This is a genomic window from Vibrio sp. 10N.222.54.E6, from assembly GCF_041473955.1.
Lineage (GTDB): Bacteria > Pseudomonadota > Gammaproteobacteria > Enterobacterales > Vibrionaceae > Vibrio > Vibrio tasmaniensis_A.
Genome location: NZ_JBFRTD010000010.1, coordinates 393,306 through 413,929 on the forward strand (window position 1 = coordinate 393,306; position 20,624 = coordinate 413,929).

19 protein-coding genes are annotated in these 20,624 nt (G+C 44.5%); 6 read left to right on the forward strand and 13 right to left on the reverse strand.

Annotation, left to right across the window (positions count from 1 at the left end; genetic code table 11):
* Positions 1 to 111: 111 nt before the first annotated feature.
* The 8 genes from sucD to sdhC form a co-directional block, all read right to left on the reverse strand.
* Positions 112 to 984 (reverse strand): succinate--CoA ligase subunit alpha, encoded by an 873-nt coding sequence (sucD, locus tag AB4513_RS06645; RefSeq protein ID WP_009847316.1) that lies wholly within the window; start codon positions 982 to 984, stop codon positions 112 to 114.
* Positions 984 to 2,150, reverse strand: coding sequence for an ADP-forming succinate--CoA ligase subunit beta (sucC, locus tag AB4513_RS06650; RefSeq protein ID WP_009847317.1), 1,167 nt, complete (start codon positions 2,148 to 2,150; stop codon positions 984 to 986). The genes sucD and sucC overlap by 1 nt, the downstream gene beginning before the upstream one ends.
* Positions 2,151 to 2,356: 206 nt before the next feature.
* Positions 2,357 to 3,565, reverse strand: a complete 1,209-nt coding sequence (gene odhB / locus AB4513_RS06655; RefSeq protein ID WP_102257780.1) for a 2-oxoglutarate dehydrogenase complex dihydrolipoyllysine-residue succinyltransferase — start codon at positions 3,563 to 3,565, stop codon at positions 2,357 to 2,359.
* 21 nt (positions 3,566 to 3,586) lie between these two features.
* Positions 3,587 to 6,406, reverse strand: coding sequence for a 2-oxoglutarate dehydrogenase E1 component (gene sucA / locus AB4513_RS06660; RefSeq protein WP_009847319.1), 2,820 nt, complete (start codon positions 6,404 to 6,406; stop codon positions 3,587 to 3,589).
* Positions 6,407 to 6,503: 97 nt separating this feature from the next.
* Positions 6,504 to 7,217 (reverse strand): succinate dehydrogenase iron-sulfur subunit, encoded by a 714-nt coding sequence (locus AB4513_RS06665; RefSeq protein WP_009847320.1) that lies wholly within the window; start codon positions 7,215 to 7,217, stop codon positions 6,504 to 6,506.
* Positions 7,218 to 7,229: 12 nt separating this feature from the next.
* Positions 7,230 to 8,996, reverse strand: a complete 1,767-nt coding sequence (sdhA, locus tag AB4513_RS06670; RefSeq protein WP_009847321.1) for a succinate dehydrogenase flavoprotein subunit — start codon at positions 8,994 to 8,996, stop codon at positions 7,230 to 7,232.
* Positions 8,997 to 9,344, reverse strand: coding sequence for a succinate dehydrogenase, hydrophobic membrane anchor protein (sdhD, locus tag AB4513_RS06675; protein ID WP_004734215.1), 348 nt, complete (start codon positions 9,342 to 9,344; stop codon positions 8,997 to 8,999).
* On the reverse strand, positions 9,338 to 9,730 hold the full coding sequence (gene sdhC / locus AB4513_RS06680) for a succinate dehydrogenase cytochrome b556 subunit (protein WP_012604532.1): 393 nt from the start codon (positions 9,728 to 9,730) through the stop codon (positions 9,338 to 9,340). Before sdhC ends, sdhD begins: the two co-directional genes overlap by 7 nt.
* 414 nt (positions 9,731 to 10,144) lie before the next feature.
* Here sdhC and AB4513_RS06685 point away from each other — a divergent pair, with 414 nt between their 5' ends.
* Entirely contained in the window at positions 10,145 to 11,434 is a 1,290-nt protein-coding gene (locus tag AB4513_RS06685) for a citrate synthase (protein WP_004734217.1), read from the forward strand.
* A gap of 136 nt (positions 11,435 to 11,570) precedes the next feature.
* On the opposite strand, the gene AB4513_RS06690 is transcribed toward AB4513_RS06685, so the two are convergent.
* Complete coding sequence (locus AB4513_RS06690; protein ID WP_009847323.1) at positions 11,571 to 12,329, reverse strand: Nif3-like dinuclear metal center hexameric protein; 759 nt, start codon at positions 12,327 to 12,329, stop codon at positions 11,571 to 11,573.
* A 106-nt stretch (positions 12,330 to 12,435) separates the two neighbouring features.
* Here AB4513_RS06690 and AB4513_RS06695 point away from each other — a divergent pair, with 106 nt between their 5' ends.
* A complete protein-coding gene (locus AB4513_RS06695) occupies positions 12,436 to 13,194 on the forward strand; it encodes a DUF1853 family protein (protein WP_009847324.1) in 759 nt (252 codons plus the stop codon).
* Positions 13,195 to 13,315: 121 nt separating this feature from the next.
* On the opposite strand, the gene pgm is transcribed toward AB4513_RS06695, so the two are convergent.
* Together pgm and seqA are read right to left on the reverse strand one after the other, a co-directional pair.
* A complete protein-coding gene (gene pgm, locus AB4513_RS06700; protein ID WP_009847325.1) occupies positions 13,316 to 14,962 on the reverse strand; it encodes a phosphoglucomutase (alpha-D-glucose-1,6-bisphosphate-dependent) in 1,647 nt (548 codons plus the stop codon).
* 89 nt (positions 14,963 to 15,051) lie between these two features.
* Positions 15,052 to 15,591 carry a replication initiation negative regulator SeqA gene (seqA, locus tag AB4513_RS06705; protein ID WP_009847326.1) on the reverse strand — a complete coding sequence of 180 codons (540 nt, stop codon included), beginning with the start codon at positions 15,589 to 15,591 and terminating at the stop codon, positions 15,052 to 15,054.
* 93 nt (positions 15,592 to 15,684) lie between these two features.
* On the opposite strand from seqA, the gene AB4513_RS06710 reads away from it, so the two are divergent.
* The 3 genes from AB4513_RS06710 to fldA all read left to right on the forward strand — a co-directional run bounded on the left by AB4513_RS06710 (position 15,685) and on the right by fldA (position 17,364).
* Complete coding sequence (locus AB4513_RS06710) at positions 15,685 to 16,446, forward strand: alpha/beta fold hydrolase (protein WP_009847327.1); 762 nt, start codon at positions 15,685 to 15,687, stop codon at positions 16,444 to 16,446.
* Between the two features lie 108 nt (positions 16,447 to 16,554).
* Positions 16,555 to 16,773: a DUF2788 domain-containing protein gene (locus AB4513_RS06715; protein ID WP_009847328.1), complete on the forward strand. Its 219-nt coding sequence runs from the start codon at positions 16,555 to 16,557 to the stop codon at positions 16,771 to 16,773.
* A 57-nt stretch (positions 16,774 to 16,830) separates the two neighbouring features.
* Complete coding sequence (gene fldA, locus AB4513_RS06720) at positions 16,831 to 17,364, forward strand: flavodoxin FldA (RefSeq protein WP_009847329.1); 534 nt, start codon at positions 16,831 to 16,833, stop codon at positions 17,362 to 17,364.
* A gap of 96 nt (positions 17,365 to 17,460) precedes the next feature.
* Here fldA and AB4513_RS06725 read toward each other — a convergent pair whose 3' ends face one another.
* The gene (locus tag AB4513_RS06725; protein WP_009847330.1) at positions 17,461 to 17,967 is read right to left on the reverse strand and encodes a DUF4442 domain-containing protein; all 507 of its coding nucleotides are present in this window, start codon (positions 17,965 to 17,967) and stop codon (positions 17,461 to 17,463) included.
* A 207-nt stretch (positions 17,968 to 18,174) separates the two neighbouring features.
* On the opposite strand from AB4513_RS06725, the gene fcrX reads away from it, so the two are divergent.
* Entirely contained in the window at positions 18,175 to 18,624 is a 450-nt protein-coding gene (gene fcrX / locus AB4513_RS06730) for a ferric iron uptake transcriptional regulator FcrX (RefSeq protein WP_004734226.1), read from the forward strand.
* Positions 18,625 to 18,822: 198 nt separating this feature from the next.
* On the opposite strand, the gene glnS is transcribed toward fcrX, so the two are convergent.
* Complete coding sequence (gene glnS / locus AB4513_RS06735) at positions 18,823 to 20,490, reverse strand: glutamine--tRNA ligase (protein ID WP_009847332.1); 1,668 nt, start codon at positions 20,488 to 20,490, stop codon at positions 18,823 to 18,825.
* Positions 20,491 to 20,624 lie beyond the last annotated feature (134 nt).

Consider the following 20,624-nt stretch of genomic DNA (forward strand, 5'->3'; position numbering starts at 1 on the left):
CGTATCTCGTATCTCGTATCATTGAAAACATACAAAAAAGGCTTGGTCAGTGACCAAGCCTTTTTAATATCGTTCAGTTAACTTCTATCTCATTAGATAAAATCCAGCTGATTACCAACCCGTGATTTCACGTAGGCCTTTACCGATGTCAGCAAGAGACTTAACAGTCTTAACGCCTGCTGCTTCCAGTGCTGCGAATTTATCTTCAGCAGTACCTTTACCGCCAGAGATGATTGCGCCTGCGTGGCCCATACGTTTACCCGGAGGAGCCGTAACACCAGCGATGTAAGATACAACTGGCTTAGTTACGTTTGCTTTGATGAACTCAGCCGCTTCTTCTTCCGCAGTACCACCGATCTCACCAATCATTACGATTGCTTCAGTCTCTGGGTCTTCTTGGAAAAGTTTTAGGATATCAATGAAGTTTGAACCTGGAATAGGGTCACCACCGATACCAACACATGTAGACTGACCAAAGCCTTCATCTGTTGTTTGCTTAACTGCTTCGTACGTCAGAGTTCCTGAACGAGATACGATACCTACTTTACCCTTCTTGTGGATATGGCCAGGCATGATACCAATCTTACACTCGTCCGGAGTGATAAGACCTGGACAGTTAGGACCGATCATGCGAACGCCAGTTTCTTCTAGCTTCACTTTAACATCGATCATATCTATAGTAGGGATACCTTCAGTGATTGTTACGATCAGTTCGATACCTGCATCAATCGCTTCTAGGATTGCATCTTTACAGAAAGGTGCTGGTACGTAGATAACTGTTGCTGTTGCGCCAGTCGCTTCTACTGCTTCACGTACTGTGTTGAATACTGGAAGGCCTAGGTGAGTTTGACCACCTTTACCAGGTGAAACACCACCAACCATTTGCGTACCGTATGCGATAGCTTGGTCTGAGTGGAATGTACCTTGACCGCCAGTGAAACCCTGACAGATTACTTTAGTGTCTTTGTTAATTAATACAGACATTATTTAGCCTCCGCAGCAGCAACAACTTTCTGAGCAGCATCTGTTAGAGATACAGCAGCAATGATATCAACATCAGAATTAGCAAGTACTTCGCGACCTAGGTCTGCGTTTGTACCTTCTAGACGAACAACTACTGGAACTGTTACGCCTACTTCTTTAACTGCACCGATAATACCTTCAGCGATCATGTCACAACGAACGATGCCACCGAAAATGTTTACGAGTACTGCTTTAACATTGTCATCAGAAAGGATGATCTTGAATGCTTCAGCTACACGCTCTTTTGTCGCGCCGCCGCCTACATCAAGGAAGTTTGCTGGTTTGCCGCCGTGTAGGTTTACGATATCCATCGTACCCATCGCAAGGCCTGCACCGTTAACCATACAGCCAACGTTGCCATCAAGTGCTACGTAGTTCAGTTCCCACTGAGCTGCGTGCGCTTCACGCTCGTCTTCTTGTGAAGGATCGTGCATTTCACGAAGCTTTGGCTGACGGTACATTGCGTTTGAGTCAATGTTGATCTTGCCGTCTAGACAAAGCAGGTTGCCTTCGCCGGTAATTACAAGCGGGTTGATTTCTAGTAGAGCTAGGTCGTACTGAGAGAACATTTGGCCAAGACCCATGAAGATCTTAACGAACTGTTTAATTTGATCGCCAACTAGACCAAGTTTGAACGCAAGTTCACGGCCTTGGTAAGCTTGAGGGCCCACTAGAGGATCGATCGCTGATTGGTGAATCAACTCTGGAGTTTCTTCAGCGATTTTCTCAATGTCCACGCCGCCTTCAGTTGACGCCATGAATACAATTTTGCGCGTTGCACGGTCAACAACAGCACCTAGGTAAAGTTCGTTAGCAATGTTCGATGCTTCTTCAACTAGGATCTTTGTTACAGGTTGACCATTAGCGTCTGTTTGGTAAGTCACAAGGTTTTTACCTAGCCACTTTTGTGCAAACTCTTTAACGCCTTCTTTGGTGTCATGTAGCTCTACGCCGCCCGCTTTACCGCGACCACCAGCGTGTACTTGACACTTAACGACTTTCTTGGCTGTACTGATACGACCTGCAGCTTCGAAAGCTTCTTGTGCAGTATCACATGCGAAACCTTCTGGTACAGGCAAACCGAATTCTGCAAACAGCTGTTTGGCTTGGTATTCATGCAAATTCATTTTGATATTCCGTTTATTTTCCCTTAAGGGATTATTATTTCCATAACGACACAGTTTCCTGTGGTACGTCTGTAGGGTCTTCTCAAATCAACTGCTGTCCATTTTCTAATGGCTTTACAGTTCAAGTGAAGGCCAGACGTTGAGCAGCCTAGCCTTTGAAACTTTTTACGTCTAGCTAACCGGGTTAACTAGACGTTTTAGAGATACTAAACGTCTAATAGCAGACGTGCAGGATCTTCTAGAAGCTCTTTGATGGTCACTAGGAAGCCAACTGATTCACGGCCGTCGATTAGGCGGTGATCGTAAGAAAGCGCTAGGTACATCATTGGTAAGATCTCAACCTTGCCATCAACAGCCATTGGACGATCTTGGATTTTGTGCATACCCAAAATTGCCGCTTGAGGCGGGTTGATGATTGGCGTAGACATTAGAGAGCCAAATACACCACCGTTCGTGATAGTAAAGTTACCGCCCATCAACTCATCAACAGTTAGCTTGCCGTCACGGCCTTTGATTGCTAGCTCTTTGATGCCTTTTTCAATATCTGCGAAACCTAGTGTGTCACAGTCTTTCAGTACTGGAGTCACTAAACCACGTGGCGTAGATACCGCCATGCTGATGTCGAAGTAGTTGTGGTAAACGATATCTGTACCATCGATAGAAGCGTTAACTTCTGGGAAACGCTTCAGTGCTTCTGTTACTGCTTTCACGTAGAAAGACATGAAACCAAGACGCGTATCGTGACGCTTCTCGAATTGGTCTTTGTACTGCTTACGAAGGTCCATGATTGGCTTCATGTTCACTTCGTTGAAAGTAGTCAGCATTGCAGTGCTGTTCTTCGCTTCTAGAAGACGGTTTGCAACTGTCTTACGTAGGCGAGTCATAGGCACGCGTTTTTGGCTGCGAGCCGCTGCTGGCGCTTCAACTGCTGGTGCAGATGCTGCTGCCGGAGCCGCTTTCGCTGCTGCTAGGTGTGCGTCAATGTCTTCACGAGTAATACGACCACCAACACCAGTGCCTTTAACGTCAGCTGGTTGTAGGTTGTGCTCTGCAAGAAGACGACGAACAGCAGGGCTTAGTGCATCGTTGCTTTCTTCTGTTAGCGCCGCTTTGTGGCGTTTGTCAGGAGAAGCTTCTGTATCTTCAGTGGTGTCTTTCGTTGGTTCACCAGCGACAGCACCAGGCTTAATTTTAGCCAGAAGCTGCTTAGAAAGTACCGTAGCACCCTCTTCTTCGATGATAGCTTCCAGAACACCCGCTTCAGGAGCCGGTACTTCTAGAACTACTTTATCTGTTTCGATGTCTACAATGACTTCATCACGTGCAACGGCTTCGCCTGGTTTTTTGTGCCAAGTCGCTACTGTTGCGTCAGCCACAGATTCAGGTAAATCTGGAACCAGAATTTCAATTGCCATGTCTGTATTTTCCTTTTACTTCTAGTTCTTAAGTAGGGTCAAAGCGTCGTCTACTAACGCTTTTTGTTGTTTCAAGTGTACCGACATATAGCCAACAGCTGGTGACGCTGATGCAGGACGACCTGCGTATTGAATATCAGCACCTACTGGGATAGCAGCTCGGAAATTATGTTGGCTACTGTACCAAGCACCTTGGTTTTGTGGCTCTTCTTGACACCAAACGTAATCGACTACATTTGTGTATTGTGCGATTGCAGCTCTCACGTCCTCATAAGGGAACGGGTAAAGTTGCTCAATACGTACAATAGCGACATCGTCTTGCTCGTTCTTACGTCTTTGGTCAAGCAGGTCAAAGTAAACCTTACCTGAACAGAACACGACGCGTTTTACGTTCTCAGGAGCCAGATCATCAATTTCTGCGATAGCTGGTTGGAACGTGCCTTCTGCCAAATCTTCAAGAGAAGATGTACACAAAGGGTGACGAAGCAATGACTTAGGTGACATTACAATCAGTGGACGACGCATTGGTCGAACAACCTGACGGCGAATCATGTGATAAACCTGAGCTGGCGTTGAAGGAACAACAACCTGCATGTTTTGTTCAGCACACAACTGAAGGTAACGCTCAAGACGCGCAGAAGAGTGCTCAGGGCCTTGGCCTTCATAACCGTGAGGAAGCAACATAGTTAGACCACATAGACGTGCCCACTTTTGCTCACCTGATGAAATGAATTGGTCGATAACAACTTGTGCACCGTTTGCGAAATCACCAAATTGTGCTTCCCAAAGGGTGAGACCGCTTGGCTCTGCTGTCGCATAGCCATACTCAAATGCGAGTACCGCTTCTTCAGATAACACAGAGTCAAACACTTGGAATGGCCCTTGTTTATCATGAATGTTCGCAAGAGGAACATACGTGCTTGCATCTGATTGATTGTGCAGTACTGAGTGACGGTGGAAGAACGTACCACGACCTGAATCTTGGCCAGAGATACGAATACGCTTACCGTCGTCAACAAGTGTTGCATAAGCCAGTGTTTCAGCCATACCCCAATCGACTTGTTTCTCACCATTCACCATGGCAGTTCGATCGTTGTACAGTTTATTTACTCGGCTTTGCAGCTTGTGGCTGTCTGGGTATTGGCAAAGTTTAGTACCAAGCTCTTTCAGGCGCTCGATATCAATCTTATTGTCCCACTCAATGTTCCAGTCGTGACCTAGGTAAGGAGACCAATCCACAGAGTGAAGTGCCATTGGGCGCCACTCTTTAACCACAACTTCACCGTGATCAAGTGCATCACGATATTCGTTAACCAGTTGAGTTGCCGTATCAATACCAAACTCACCGCGCTCCATTAACACATCAGCATAAAGCTTACGTGGTGTTGGATGCTTCTTGATTTTTTGGTACATCAAAGGCTGTGTTGCATTCGGCTCATCGGCTTCATTGTGACCGTGGCGACGGTAACAAACCAAATCAATAACAACATCACGCTTAAAGGTATTACGGTAATCCAATGCAAGACGCGCTACGAACGCAACCGCTTCTGGATCATCAGAATTAACGTGGAAAATCGGAGCCTGAACCATCTTCGCGATATCTGTACAGTACATCGTAGAACGTGTATCGCGAGGGTTAGACGTCGTAAAACCAACTTGGTTGTTTACAACGATACGAACCGTACCACCGACACAGAAACCACGCGCTTGAGACATGTTAAACGTCTCTTGCACTACACCCTGGCCAGCGATAGCTGAATCACCGTGGATAGTAATTGGAAGTACACGGCTGCCGTCTTTATCGTCTAGACGATCTTGTCGAGCACGTACTGAACCGATAACTACCGGGTTTACGATTTCTAAGTGAGATGGGTTAAATGCAAGTGCTAAGTGAACGTTGCCGCCTGGGGTTGCGAAATCCGCAGAGAAACCTTGGTGATATTTCACATCACCAGTACCCCATGAATCATCGCTGTGCTTGCCCGCAAATTCGTCAAACAGGTCTTGTGGCTTTTTACCAAGCACATTGACCAGCATGTTTAGACGACCACGGTGAGCCATACCAACAACAACTTCACGCATGCCTTGTCCACCGGCATGACGAATGATTTCTTTCGTCATTGGGATAAGAGCATCACCACCTTCCAAAGAGAAGCGTTTTGCACCAGGGAATTTAGCACCAAGATAGCGCTCAAGACCTTCAGCAGCCGTTAGCTCTTCTAGGAAAGCTTGCTTTTCTTCTTTATCGAAAGAGGGTTGACCAGAAACAGACTCTAAACGTTGTTGGATCCAACGCTTTTGCTCTGTGTTAGTCATGTGCATGTATTCAGCACCAATCGAACCACAATAAGTTTGCTTTAAAGATTTGTACAAATCTCGAAGCACCATCGTCTCTTGGCCAATAGCGTAAGAGCCGACGTTAAACGTCTCATTGAGGTCATCTTCGGTAAGAGTGTGGAAAGAAGGATCCAGTTCAGCGACTGTATCTCTTTCCCATAAACCTAGGGGGTCTAGATTTGCTGATTGATGCCCTCGGAATCGATAGGCATTAATAAGTTGCAGAACCTTTACTTGTTTCGCATCGACATCTGGATCACTAACTTGGACACTGTAATGCTTTGTTTCTTGAGCGAGTCGACGGAAGTATTCACGAACACGAGAGTGTGGTTGTTCCACTGCTTCTGAAGCTTGCACAGGCAGTTCTTCAAAAACACTTCTCCATTCGTCACTTACCGAATCGGGGTCACTTAGATACAGTTCATAGAGTTCTTCTACGTACGTTGCATTGGCGCCAGCCAAGTGTGAAGACTCGAGCCATGCCTTCATCACGCCGTTGTGCATATTTTCCCTTAACCAGTAGTTTTCACGTTTGCTGCGGTCTATGCCGAGCTATTAAAAGGCCGCCCCAAAACTTCTAGGGCGGCAATTTTTATATAACTTAAACCGAACGATTCACTAGCATGGTCTTAATGTGACCAATCGCTTTCGTCGGATTTAATCCCTTAGGACAAACACTTACACAATTCATGATGCCATGGCAACGAAAAACGCTAAATGCATCATCAAGATCGGACAGACGTTCGTCTGTCGCCGTATCTCGGCTATCTATTAGCCAACGGTATGCTGCAAGTAGGCCTGCTGGTCCGATGAACTTATCTGGATTCCACCAGAATGATGGGCATGAAGTCGTACAACATGCACACATAATACATTCATACAAACCATCTAAATGAGCACGCTCATCAGGGCTTTGTAGGTTTTCACGAGCCGGTGGCACATTGCCATCAGACACTAAGAACGGCTTAACTTTTTCGTAGTTATCGTAGAACTGAGTCATGTCTACGATCAAATCACGCACGACAGGCAAACCTGGAAGTGGGCGAATTACGATTTTATCTTGGCCAGAAAGTGCAGACAGTGGCGTGATACACGCCAATCCATTTTTACCATTCATGTTCAAACCATCAGAACCACATACACCTTCACGGCATGAGCGACGGAATGAAATCGTTGGATCTTGCTCTTTCAAAAGAATAAGCGCGTCCAAAAGCATCATGTCAGAACCTTCTTCCACCTCTAGGGTGTACTCTTTCATGTAAGGTTTCTGGTCCACGTCTGGGTTGTAACGGTATAAAGAGAAATTCAGTTTCATGGTCATATCTCCTTAGTACGTACGTGCTTTCGGCGGGAATGCTTCACGATGGATAGGTTCCATGTTCACGCCACGCTTAGTCATACTTTCTGATTCAGGGTTGTAAAGTGAGTGGCATAGCCATTGCTCATCATCACGATCTGGGAAGTCAAAACGAGCATGCGCTCCACGACTCTCTGTACGGAAGTTTGCTGCAACCGCGGTTGCAAATGCCGTTTCCATCAAGTTTTCCAGCTCTAAACACTCAATACGTTGCGTGTTGAACTCAGTCGACTTGTCTGAAAGGTGTGCATTTTTAAGACGCTCACGAATCACTTTCAGCTCTTCTAAGCCGTCAGCCATCGCTTTACCTTCACGGAATACAGAGAAGTTGTTCTGCATACATTGCTGAAGGTCTTTACGAATTACCGCAGGATCTTCACCGTCAGTACTGTTTTCCCAACGATTGTAGCGCTCTAGTGAACGTTCAATGTCAGCTTCAGTTGCAGGTTTTGCTTCAGCTTGTTTGTTCAAAGTCTCACCAAGGTGAAGACCTGTCGCACGACCGAACACAACCAAATCAAGTAGCGAGTTGCCACCTAGACGGTTTGCACCGTGTACTGATACTGAAGCGATTTCGCCACAAGCGAATAGACCTTGAATTTCAACGTCTGTACCGTCTTCAGTTTGTTTAATTGCTTGACCAGAAACCTGTGTAGGAACACCACCCATCATGTAGTGACACGTTGGGATTACAGGAATTGGTTCTTTAACAGGATCAACGTGAGCGAACGTACGAGAAAGCTCACATACACCCGGTAGACGAGATTCAAGCGTCTCTTTACCTAGGTGATCGAGTTTCAGCTTGATGTGTGGACCCCATGGACCATCACAACCACGACCTTCACGAATCTCAACCATCATCGAACGAGCTACAACATCACGACCAGCTAAATCTTTAGCATTCGGAGCATAACGTTCCATGAAGCGCTCGCCGTCTTTATTGAGAAGGTAACCACCTTCACCACGACAACCTTCTGTTACCAAAACACCTGCGCCAGCGATACCCGTTGGGTGGAACTGCCACATTTCGATGTCTTGCATTGGAACGCCAGCACGAATCGCCATGCCAACACCGTCACCAGTGTTAATGTGAGCATTGGTTGTTGATGCGTAAATACGACCAGCACCACCAGTAGCAAGGATTGTTGCCTTCGCTTTGAAGTAGCAAACCTCACCCGTCTCCATACAAAGCGCGGTAGTACCTAAGATTGCACCATCTTCGTTTTTAACAAGATCCAGTGCATACCACTCAGAGAAAACCGTCGTTTTGTGTTTAATGTTTTGTTGGTAAAGCGTGTGTAACAGTGCGTGACCAGTACGGTCGGCTGCCGCTGCGGTACGAGCCGCTTGCTCACCACCAAAATTCTTAGATTGGCCACCAAACGGACGTTGGTAAATACTGCCGTTATCAAAACGAGAAAATGGAAGACCCATTTTTTCTAGTTCGATAACCGACTCAGGACCATTTTTACACATGTATTCGATAGCATCTTGGTCGCCGATGTAATCGGAACCTTTTACCGTATCGTACATGTGTTGTTCCCAGTGATCTTCATGCGCATTACCAAGAGCAACGGTGATACCACCTTGCGCAGATACAGTATGAGAACGAGTTGGGAAAACTTTAGAAAGCAACGCACAAGATAGGCCTTGCTCAGAAATTTGTAGCGCGGCGCGCATACCAGCACCACCAGCGCCAATTACTACAGCATCAAACTCACGAACAGGAATAGTCACTTACGCACCCCACAAAATAAACAGACCAGAGAAGAAATATCCTAGAAGAACCGCAACAACACCGACTTGAAGACCAACGCGCAATTTTGCACATTTGATGTAGTCAGTTAGTACTTGCCACAAGCCGATCCACGCGTGAACCAAAATTGAAGTAAGCGCTAACATGGTGAAGACTTTAGTGAAAGTACCACCAAAGAATTGCGTCCAAGATGCGTAAGAAATATCACCGGAGAAAGCACAAAAGCTCACTAGGTAGATAGTGTAAAGCGTCATAATGATGGCTGTTGCACGAATCAATAGATAATCATGCACACCATTACGACCAAAAGTAGAAACGTTGTTTACCATACTAAGATCCCCGCTAGTAGAGACAATACCGCTGTTGCTGCGAATGCAACCTTCGCGCTCTTAGCGCCAGATTCCAGCTCTTCAAAGTGACCAAGGTCCATAAGAAGGTGACGAATACCACCAGCAATGTGGTAAGCCAAAGCGGTTAAAATGCCCCACAGAATAAACTTCACGAAGAAACCGTCGACAATGTCGCTAGCTTCCATAAAGCCTACAGGGGAAGAGAGGGAAATGGATAGTAACCAAAGCAGAATTCCGATCGCAACAAAAGTAATCACCCCAGACACACGGTGTAGGATGGAAGCTATTGCTGTGATAGGAAAGTGGATGGTCTGTAAATCTAAATTAACAGGTCTTGTCTTTCTTTCTTTCACGGGCTCGCTCACTCAGCTCCATTGAGCATGATGGTCATTAAATAACCTTATGTATTGTTATGGACAAAATTTGATTGCAAACCCTCAAAATTTAACATTAACTTAACAAATAACATAAGTTGAGCCTTAGATAATTGTAAAATAATTGTTAACAGCTAGATTTCCGAAGACACCTCACATTTCTTCTTAGCCTTGCATTTATAAGGTTTTAACCAAACTTTTCAGCGCCACTATACGGCTGGCAACATTCTAATACAATTGATGCAACAAATAATGCTACACAGCACAGACTTTTAACGAATTTAATGTAAAAAACACTAACAAGTGCACACAAAGCTGCAGAAAAATTGACTTTCTGACGTAAGACCAGTAAAAAAATGGCACATAAACATCCTGGACGGATTAATAATAACAAAGGAGATTGTTATGGCGGATAAGAAAGCTACCCTTCATATTGAAGGTCAAGCGCCGATCGAATTGCCGATTACAGAAGGTGTACTTGGTACTCCAGTCATCGACGTTCGTACACTGGGTTCTAATGGTTTTTTCACTTTTGATCCTGGTTTTCTTGCCACTGCATCTTGTGAATCGCAAATCACTTATATTGACGGTGGAAAAGGTATCCTTCTACACCGTGGTTATCCAATTGATCAACTGGCCAATAATGCTGATTACTTAGAAGTTTGTTACATTCTTTTATACGGCGAAGCTCCTTCTCGAGCTCAATACGAAGAGTTCAAGACGACTGTCACGCGTCACACCATGGTTCATGAGCAAATTGCTAGTTTCTTCCACGGCTTCCGCCGTGATGCTCACCCAATGGCTGTTATGTGTGGTGTGGTAGGTGCGCTTGCTGCGTTCTATCATGATTCATTAGATGTTAATAACGACACACACCGTGAAATTGCGGCATACCGCCTAATTTCAAAAATGCCAACACTGGCTGCAATGTGTTACAAATATTCTATCGGTCAACCGTTTATCTACCCACGCAATGACCTAGGCTACGCAGAAAACTTCCTGCACATGATGTATGCAAATCCATGTGAAGAATATGAAGTAAACCCTGTTGTTGCTCGCGCAATGGACAAAATCTTTACGTTACACGCAGATCACGAACAAAATGCTTCAACGTCAACGGTTCGTTTAGCAGGCTCTTCGGGCGCAAACCCATTTGCTTGTATTGCTGCTGGTATCGCTTCTTTGTGGGGTCCTGCTCACGGCGGTGCTAACGAAGCTTGTCTAATGATGCTTGAAGAGATCGGTAGCGTAGACAACATTGAAGAGTACGTAGCAAAAGCAAAAGACAAAGATGACCCGTTCCGTTTAATGGGCTTCGGTCACCGTGTTTACAAGAACTACGATCCGCGTGCAACGGTAATGCGCGAAGCGTGCCACGAAGTACTTAAAGAGCTGAACATTCAAGATCCACTACTTGACGTTGCAATGGAGCTTGAGCGCATCGCTCTTTCTGATGAGTACTTTGTATCGAAGAAACTATACCCGAACGTAGATTTCTACTCAGGTATCATTCTGAAAGCGATCGGTATTCCGGTATCAATGTTCACAGTAATCTTCGCGATGTCTCGTACTATCGGTTGGATTGCACACTGGAACGAAATGCACAGCGATCCGACGAACCGCATCGGTCGCCCTCGTCAGTTGTACACTGGTGAAGAACAGCGTGATTTCCAAGCTCTACACGAGCGCGAATAGTAAAGTTTCGACTTTTCTAATCGATTAAAATCAAAAAGGGTTGATGTATTAACATCAACCCTTTTTTATCTTCCAGTATTTCGTATCACTTCAATGAAGGTACAAATATCCAGAAAGTCATAACCTCTAAACGTGGCTACACTGGATTATCAATATCGATAAATTCTACGTCTAAGCCATGTTCTTTCGTTAGCCATTCACCTAGCGCTTTCACCCCATAGCGTTCTGTTGCATGGTGGCCTGCGGCAAAGTAATGAATGTCTTGTTCACGTGCTGAGTACGTAGTGCGCTCTGAAATTTCACCAGAGATAAATGCATCAATACCTTGAGAAGCCGCTAACTCAATGTAATCTTGACCACCACCGGTGCACCAACCGACAGTAGTAATCATTTTGTCTTGGTTTTCTGGAGCGATATGCAGTGGTTTACGATTTAGAACTTGGTCAATTTTTGCAGCAAACTCTGCACCCGTCATTGGCGCACTCAACTTGCCAAACATCGCAACAGATTGTGGGTGCCCTTCTAAACCGCCTTCGACTTCGATATCAAGCAACTCTGCAAGCTTAGCGTTGTTACCAAGCTCAGGGTGGATATCAAGAGGGAGATGGTATCCTAAAAGGTTGATGTCATTTTTAATCAGGGTACGAATGCGCTTACCCTTCATGCCACGAATTGCTTCTGATTCACCTTTCCAGAAGAAGCCGTGATGGACTAATAAAGCGTCTGCGTTCAGTTCTACCGCTTTATCAATCAAGGCTTGAGAAGCTGTCACACCAGTAACGATTCGCTTCACTTCTGTTACGCCTTCAACTTGAAGACCATTAGGACAGTAATCTTTAATTTGCTGTGGCTGCAGTTTTTCGTTAAGTAGCTTTTCTAATTGTAAGTTATTCATTTTTATTTCCAGCTTACCTTTATAATAACGTCGTTATATCAATTTACGGGTAGAATGTCGAAAGCCCCAGGGTTATGTTTATAAAGAGCTAGTTTATGAGGAAGAGATGACAGCACTGCAATGTTTTTACCAATGGGTCATCGACTCACCGCCATTACTAGAAATCAAGCCACCGATTTCGGATCTCAGTGCATTCTCAAGCCCTCATACCATAGATGCATCACATACATACAATGGTAATCCTAGGTTAGGTTTCCTCTACCAGCACCTATGTGAACAAGTCATCGAAGCTTCACCTGATTATTCGATCAAGTACGATGAAATTCAGATTAATGTGGATGGCAGAACGCTAGGTGCAATCGACTTTATTCTTGAAGAGGAGAGCAGCCAAAAGCTGCAACATTGGGAAGTGGCGATTAAGTTCTATCTGCTCCATGAACAAACATGGTTTGGGCCAAACTCTCATGATCAATTGGATAAGAAGCTCGATAGGATGCTAAGCCACCAGCTTGGTATGTCATCTTCAGCCGCCTTTATTGAACAGTATCCAGAGACCGATGTCGACTCAAAACATCTCCTCATGCAGGGGCGTCTATATACCAACCCCTTCTTAGATCAAAAAGTACCGACTGAATGTTTGAGTTACGACATTAATCCAAGCCAAGTAAACGGTTTTTGGTGCTATCAAAACCAAGCTCATTTAATTCCTGAAGTGCTCTACCCTCTCACCAAAGAGCAATGGGCAGCGGGCACTGATGATTTCACCTGCGAGCCTATCACCGAGTTTGGTGATCGCTTCGTTCATGGGCAAACCAAATCAGGGCAGTTTTGGTTTGTGATGCCACAAAGCTGGCCACACGGCTAATCTATTCAGCCATTGAGTTGATTTAGTCTTAGCCACTTACTCACAGACAAATAAAAAGGGCTGATGCTTTCACATCAACCCTTTCACTATTTACTTGATGACTCTACTAATCTGTATTCGATTATAGACCAGCGGCTGCAAATACTTGGTTAACAATCTCTTGAGCTTCTGCTTCGATTGCTTTTAGGTGCTCTTCACCTTTAAAGCTTTCACAGTAGATCTTGTAGATGTCTTCAGTGCCTGATGGACGAGCGGCAAACCAACCGTTCTCAGTTGTCACTTTTAGGCCGCCAATCGCAGCGCCATTACCTGGGGCGTGTGTTAAGCGAGCAGTAATCGCATCACCAGCAAGCGTCTCAGCTGAAACCATCTCTGGAGATAGCTTCTTAAGCACGTCTTTTTGTGCGCCGTTAGCTACTGCTTGAATACGGTTGTACTTAGATTCGCCATGTTTAGCGGCAAGTTCTTCGTAGTATTCTTGTGGGTTCTTGCCCGTTACTGCTGTGATCTCAGCGGCAAGTAGGCAAAGAATCAGGCCATCTTTATCTGTTGACCAAGGCGTACCGTCTTTACGTAAGAAAGATGCCCCCGCACTCTCTTCACCACCGAAACCAAACTGACCGTTATAAAGACCATCAACGAACCATTTGAATCCCACTGGCACTTCGCAAAGCTCGCGACCTAAGTCAGCAACAACGCGGTCAATCAGAGCACTTGATACCAATGTTTTACCCACTGCAACGTCTTTACCCCAACCTTCACGGTTACGGTATAAGTAGTCAATACACACCGCTAGGAAGTGGTTTGGATTCATCAAGCCTTTTGGCGTAACAATGCCGTGGCGATCGTAGTCTGGGTCGTTGCCAAACGCTAATTGATAGTCGTCTTTAAGTGCCAGTAAGCCTGCCATTGCGTATGGAGAAGAACAGTCCATACGAACCACACCATCTTTGTCTAGAGACATAAATTGGAACGAAGGATCAACAGCTTCACTGACCAGAGTCAGGTCTAGGTTGTACGCTTTGCCAATTTGACGCCAGTAATCAATACCGCTACCACCCAGTGGATCAACACCAATCTTGATGTTTGCTTTCTGGATTGCTTCCATATCAACCACGTTAACCAAGTCAGCAACGTAAGGAGCAACTAAATCAACTTCTTTCACCAGCTCAGACTGTTTAGCCTGTGCGATAGGAGTGCGCTTAACGCCTTGCATTTGCTCAGCAATAATCACATTCGCACGATCTTCAATCGCTTGAGTCAGTTCAGCTTCAGCAGGGCCACCGTGTGTCGGGTTGTATTTAATGCCCCCGTCTTGAGGTGGGTTATGTGAAGGCGTGATAACAATGCCGTCAGCTTTTTTATCATTCACTAGATTGTGCGTAAGAATCGCGTGCGAGATACCTGGAGTTGGAGTAAAGCCATTGTTTTCTTGAACGATAACCTCAACGCCGTTTGCAACTAGCACTTCAATAACCGTAGAAAAAGCAGGTTCAGATAGAGCGTGAGTATCTTTGCCTAAGAAAAGTGGGCCTGTTGTACCTTGATCGGCACGAACCTCAGCAACCGCTTGTGCGATCGCTAGAATGTGGTTTTCATTAAATGTTGATTTGTCTGCTGTACCGCGGTGACCTGAAGTACCGAACAGTACTTTATGATCTGGGTTAGTAGCATCCGGTTGCTGTAAGAAATAGTTTGCAACTAAAGCCGGGATATTATGAAGATCTTCCTGCAGAGCTTTCTGCCCGGCACGAGGGTGCATAGCCATTATCGACATCCTTATATAAAATTTAAAAACAAAAAAACCTCATAATATCTTCTTAGCCATGGATATTATGAGGTTTAAATCAGATTTCGTTAAATTGAACCTGTTACTTTTTCTATCAATTCTGCTTGGAAACTCATGCGGCTCATAAGCTGTTCAACCATCTGTCTTTTTCGGCTTGTATTGTTATTCGTAATAACCCAAAAAGGACTTTGTGGAATAGCTTTAGGCTTAGTTGTGTTGCCGTTTGCTAACAACGTCGCTTCGTTGTCTGCAAAGTAAACACGCTTACGGCCTTTTACTTGAGTTGCTTCTGAAAAGCTTAAAGGGTCGATTTTATGCAGTGTTGATAACACAAGCATGAAACGATCAATGGCTTTCTTTAGTGATGCAAACTCATCTGATATTAGTAGTGAGCGCATTTCTTTAACGCCATCGAACTTCTCTGGAGTAAAGCCTACCTCTTTGCTAACAACGATACCTTTTGGCTCAACGATCTCTTCGATCGGAACCGTGCCTTGGTTATCAACCAGTAACAAGCGGCGCAGAATATCTGAAGCGCTTTCGCCAATACGTTCTGTCTGACCCGCAATAAAACGGTATAGGTCCTCATCAACCTCAATTGTTTTCATTCGCTTTTCACAATCTCAATGTTTAAACTCTGAGGGATTATAGCGAGATCCGCGCGGATACTCTACGTCAAACCCACCATGAATAAGATAAAAATGTCAGTACAGCTCAACTATAAAATTGAAGGTGAGGGTCACACCATTGTTTTGATCCATGGATTATTCGGAAATTTGGACAACCTTGGCTTGCTCGCTAGGGATCTAAAAACCGATCATCAGGTACTTAGCATCGATCTACGTAACCACGGCCAATCTTTCCATAATGACACTCATAATTATCAAGCTATGGCACAAGATGTGGCTCAACTGCTGAATGATCTTGAGTTAGAAGGTGTCACTGTGATTGGTCACTCGATGGGTGGCAAGGTAGCGATGGCACTGGCACAACATCTGACGCTGCATAAATTGATTGTCTTAGATATGGCACCAGTCGCGTACACCCAAAATCGTCACGACAACGTATTCGCAGGCCTACAAGCTGTGATAGAAGAAAAACCGACATCACGCTCAGAGGCGCTTAAGGTCCTCGCAAAACATATCGAAATTGATGGGGTTCGCCAGTTCTTAACGAAATCTTTGTTCAAATCAGAACAAGGCATCATGGAATGGCGTTTCAATGTTGCCTCGCTATTAAACAACTACCCACAGATTATTGGTTGGGAACCGATTGACAAAACCTCGGTCAAAACCTTGCTAATCAAGGGTGGTGACTCAGATTACCTGACGGCTGAACATCAAACCGCCGTTCAACAGCAGTTTTCCAACGCAAAGGCACATGTTATCGCCAATACTGGACATTGGCTACACGCGGAAAAGCCCGCTGAAGTGCTCCGTGCAATAAGGAAATTCATCACTTAGATAGGTTGATTAGTCGATATAAATGAGAGCTGTGTAATCACAGCAGATTAACTTTATCTCACAACAGTGATATAGTGCGCCCAAGCAAATTTGGTATATAAGGTTCCCATGCTTTACGACTACATGAACATCATTGAATCTGTTGGTTTAGATCTTCTGTTTGCCGCGATTTTCTTTCTAATCGGAATGGCAATTAAAGACGTTCTAAAGCAGGGAAATGTTCCTGCATTTGGTCGTCGTATCGTATGGTTAGTACTTTTCCTTGGCTGCGCAGGCTTTATCGCAAAAGGGATAATCCAACTAAGCTGGGAAGGAACTGGAATCTAACGATTTCCTCCGAACTTTATTACACCGACAACAGACAAAATGAAAGGTAATGATTCTATGGCAAGTGTAGGTCTCTTCTTTGGTAGCGATACAGGTAACACTGAAGCTGTTGCTAAGATGATTCAAAAGCAATTGGGCAAGCAGCTCGTTCAAGTTCAAGACATTGCAAAAAGCAGCAAAGAAGATATCGATAACTTCGATCTGCTGCTGCTTGGTATCCCTACGTGGTACTACGGCGAAGCACAATGTGATTGGGATGACTTTTTCCCTGAGCTAGAAGCTATTGATTTCTCAACTAAGCTTGTTGCTATTTTTGGTTGTGGCGACCAAGAAGATTACGCAGAATACTTCTGCGATGCTATGGGTACTATCCGTGATATCGTTGAAGCAAAAGGCGGTACTATCCTAGGTCATACGTCAACTGAAGGCTACGAATTCGAAGCATCGAAAGGTTTAGTTGAAGGCGATGACAGCCAGTTCGTTGGTCTATGTATCGATGAAGACCGTCAACCTGAGCTGACTGATGAGCGTGTATCTAACTGGGTTAAACAAATCCACGAAGAGATGTGCCTAGCAGAGCTTGAAGACTAATTCATTAGCGGTCATTAATTGTTACAATTAATGACCGTTATGTAGATATGAAAAAACCTCCTTATAGGAGGTTTTTTTCTATTCAATATTTATCAATCAACACTCAGCTTCTAATGCTTCGTCATCCTCTCTAAATTGTGGCTTCTTTCTCACATAGAGAGTTCGCTGAATTTCCGAAACCACACTTCCCTGCTTATCTTTAACGTGGATGATAAATTCGGGGAAACACTTCTCACCAAGTTGTGTCTGACGATAGATATCCTCAAGTTGCCCTTGGCTTATCTCAAAGTCTGCATACAAGTCGGATTGACCAGGCTTGATAAAGTTAATACTCGCCTCTTTATCCCAAACATAATATCGCTCACCTAAAATCCCCATTAGCATTAACGAGTAAACGGGATCGGTAAGAGAAAAGATACTGCCGCCATATTGAGTCCGATTAGCGTTCTTATTCCACCACCGCAACTTGAGCACAGTCTTAACAACCCTAAAGTCAGCGCTAATGTGGGCTATTCGAATTCCCGAGCCCCAAAAGGGAGGCCAAATATTGAGTGCAAATTTTACAATATTAGGTTTATATATTTTTGCGAGTTGCTTATTCATAACAACAATCCATGTTCATATCAAAAAACACCGCCACCTGGCTGGTCGTACCTCCACTATAAGTGAGATACTTCCAATTTACAAAACAGATTGTGATGTCAGTGAGTAACCCTTTGAAGTTCGTGGTTTATTGTTATGCCTGACTAAACTATAATGGTATTAATATTGAATTCTGTTAATTGCTGCAGATCATCAACAGGAAAGTATATGTCAGACAATAATCAAGCGCTAAAAGATGCTGGTCTTAAAGTGACCCTCCCACGGCTCAAAATTTTAGAAGTATTACAACAACCAGACTGCCAACATATTAGTGCTGAAGATTTATATAAAAAGCTGATCGACTTAGGTGAAGAGATTGGTCTTGCGACCGTTTATCGCGTACTAAACCAATTCGATGATGCAGGCATTGTAACTCGTCACCACTTTGAAGGTGGTAAGTCTGTATTCGAACTTTCAACACAGCATCACCACGATCACCTAGTATGTTTAGACTGCGGTGAAGTTATCGAGTTCTCTGATGATCTTATCGAAGAAAGACAAAAAGAAATCGCTCAACGCTACAATGTACAGCTAACTAACCACAGTTTGTATCTGTATGGTAAAAGCATCACTGGGGATTGCAAAGGCAACCCAGACGCACATAAAGCGAAGAAGTAACACAGAACGCTGGCTTAGGTCGGCGTTTTTTATTTGGGCTGATATTGTATTAAGAATCACAGTAGCTTGGCCCACAATTTGGTTATTTCCCAGACACAAAAAAACCGGCTCTAAGCCGGTTTTTTATTAAGCGTCTCTTGAGAAACTAAGCTCCGAGAAACAGAGCTTGGAAAAATAGAGTAGAGAAAAACAAAGCCATTAAGCCTCAGTTTTACCCCAAGTGTCACGTAGACCAACCGTGCGGTTGAATACTAGCGCGTCTGCTTTAGAGTCTTTCGAATCTACACAGAAATAACCTGTACGTTCAAACTGGTACGCTTGCTCTGCCACACCTTCTCCTAGGCTAGGTTCAACAAAACCGTTTAGCGTAACAAGTGATTCAGGGTTTAGCGTTGCAGCGAAATCATCAGCAGCGGCAGGGTTTGGCACTGTGAATAGACGATCGTATAAACGAATCTCAGCAGGCAACGCTTTATCAGCAGATACCCAGTGAATAACGCCTTTCACTTTACGCCCATCTGTAGGGTTCTTACCCAATGTTTCATTGTCGTAAGAACAGAAGATAGTCGTAATGTTGCCTTCTGCATCTTTTTCGATACGTTCAGCTTTGATCACGTAAGCACCACGTAGACGAACTTCTTTACCTAGAACCAAACGCTTGTACTTTTTGTTTGCTTCTTCACGGAAGTCATCACGCTCAATCCAAACTTCTCGTGTAAATGGTACTTCACGAGTACCCATTTCTGGCTTGTTCGGGTGGTTTGCTACCGTTAATGTTTCTACTGTATCAGCGTCGTAGTTTTCAATCACGACCTTGATCGGATCAAGAACAGCCATTGCACGGGGTGCATTTTCGTTCAGGTCATCACGGATACAAGATTCAAGTGAACCGAACTCAATCATGTTCTCTTGCTTAGTCACACCAATACGTTTACAGAATTCACGAATCGAGCTTGAAGTGAAGCCACGACGACGCAAACCAGAAATAGTTGGCATACGTGGATCGTCCCAACCTTCAACTAGGTTTTCAACCACAAGTTGGTTCAGCTTACGCTTCGACATTACCGTGTATTCAAGATTCAGACGACTAAACTCGTACTGACGAGGTTGGCAATCAATCGTGATGTTGTCTAGAACCCAGTCATACAAACGACGGTTATCTTGGAATTCAAGCGTACAGATAGAGTGCGTAATGCCCTCTAGCGCATCAGAGATACAGTGAGTAAAGTCGTACATTGGGTAAATGCACCACTTATCAGCAGTTTGATGGTGGTGAGCAAAACGAACACGGTAGATAACAGGATCGCGCATAACCATGAATGAAGAGCTCATGTCGATCTTAGCACGTAGACACACTTTACCTTCTTCAAAGCCACCGTCACGCATTTTTTCGAACAACGCTAAGTTCTCTTCAGGGCTGCGATCACGGTATGGGCTCGCTTTACCTGGCTCTTTTAGCGTGCCACGGTACTCACGGATTTGATCAGGACTTAGCTCGTCAACGTACGCTAAGCCTTTATTAATTAATTCCACAGCATAAGCGTAAAGCGTATCGAAGTAGTTTGATGAGTAACAAATATCACCAGACCATTCAAAGCCTAACCAGCTTACATCATTCTTAATTGACTCAACGTATTCAACGTCTTCTTTTTCAGGGTTTGTATCATCGAAACGAAGATTACATTGTCCCTGGTAGTCCTGAGCAATACCAAAGTTCAAGCAAATAGATTTAGCGTGACCAATGTGCAGGTAGCCATTTGGCTCCGGCGGGAAACGAGTATGCACGCTACTGTGTGTACCATCCGCTAAATCTTTATCGATAATTTGGCGAATGAAATTCGATGGACGAGCCTCAGCTTCACTCATCTATAGCACCTCTATGTATTTAGTATTGTCAGAGAAAGTTATCTTTTGTACCAATGAAAATGGTCGCTTACAGCGCCTGTCAAAGATAGAAAGATCATTGTTGCTAATCATCCACAATTCTTCGCCTTTGCACA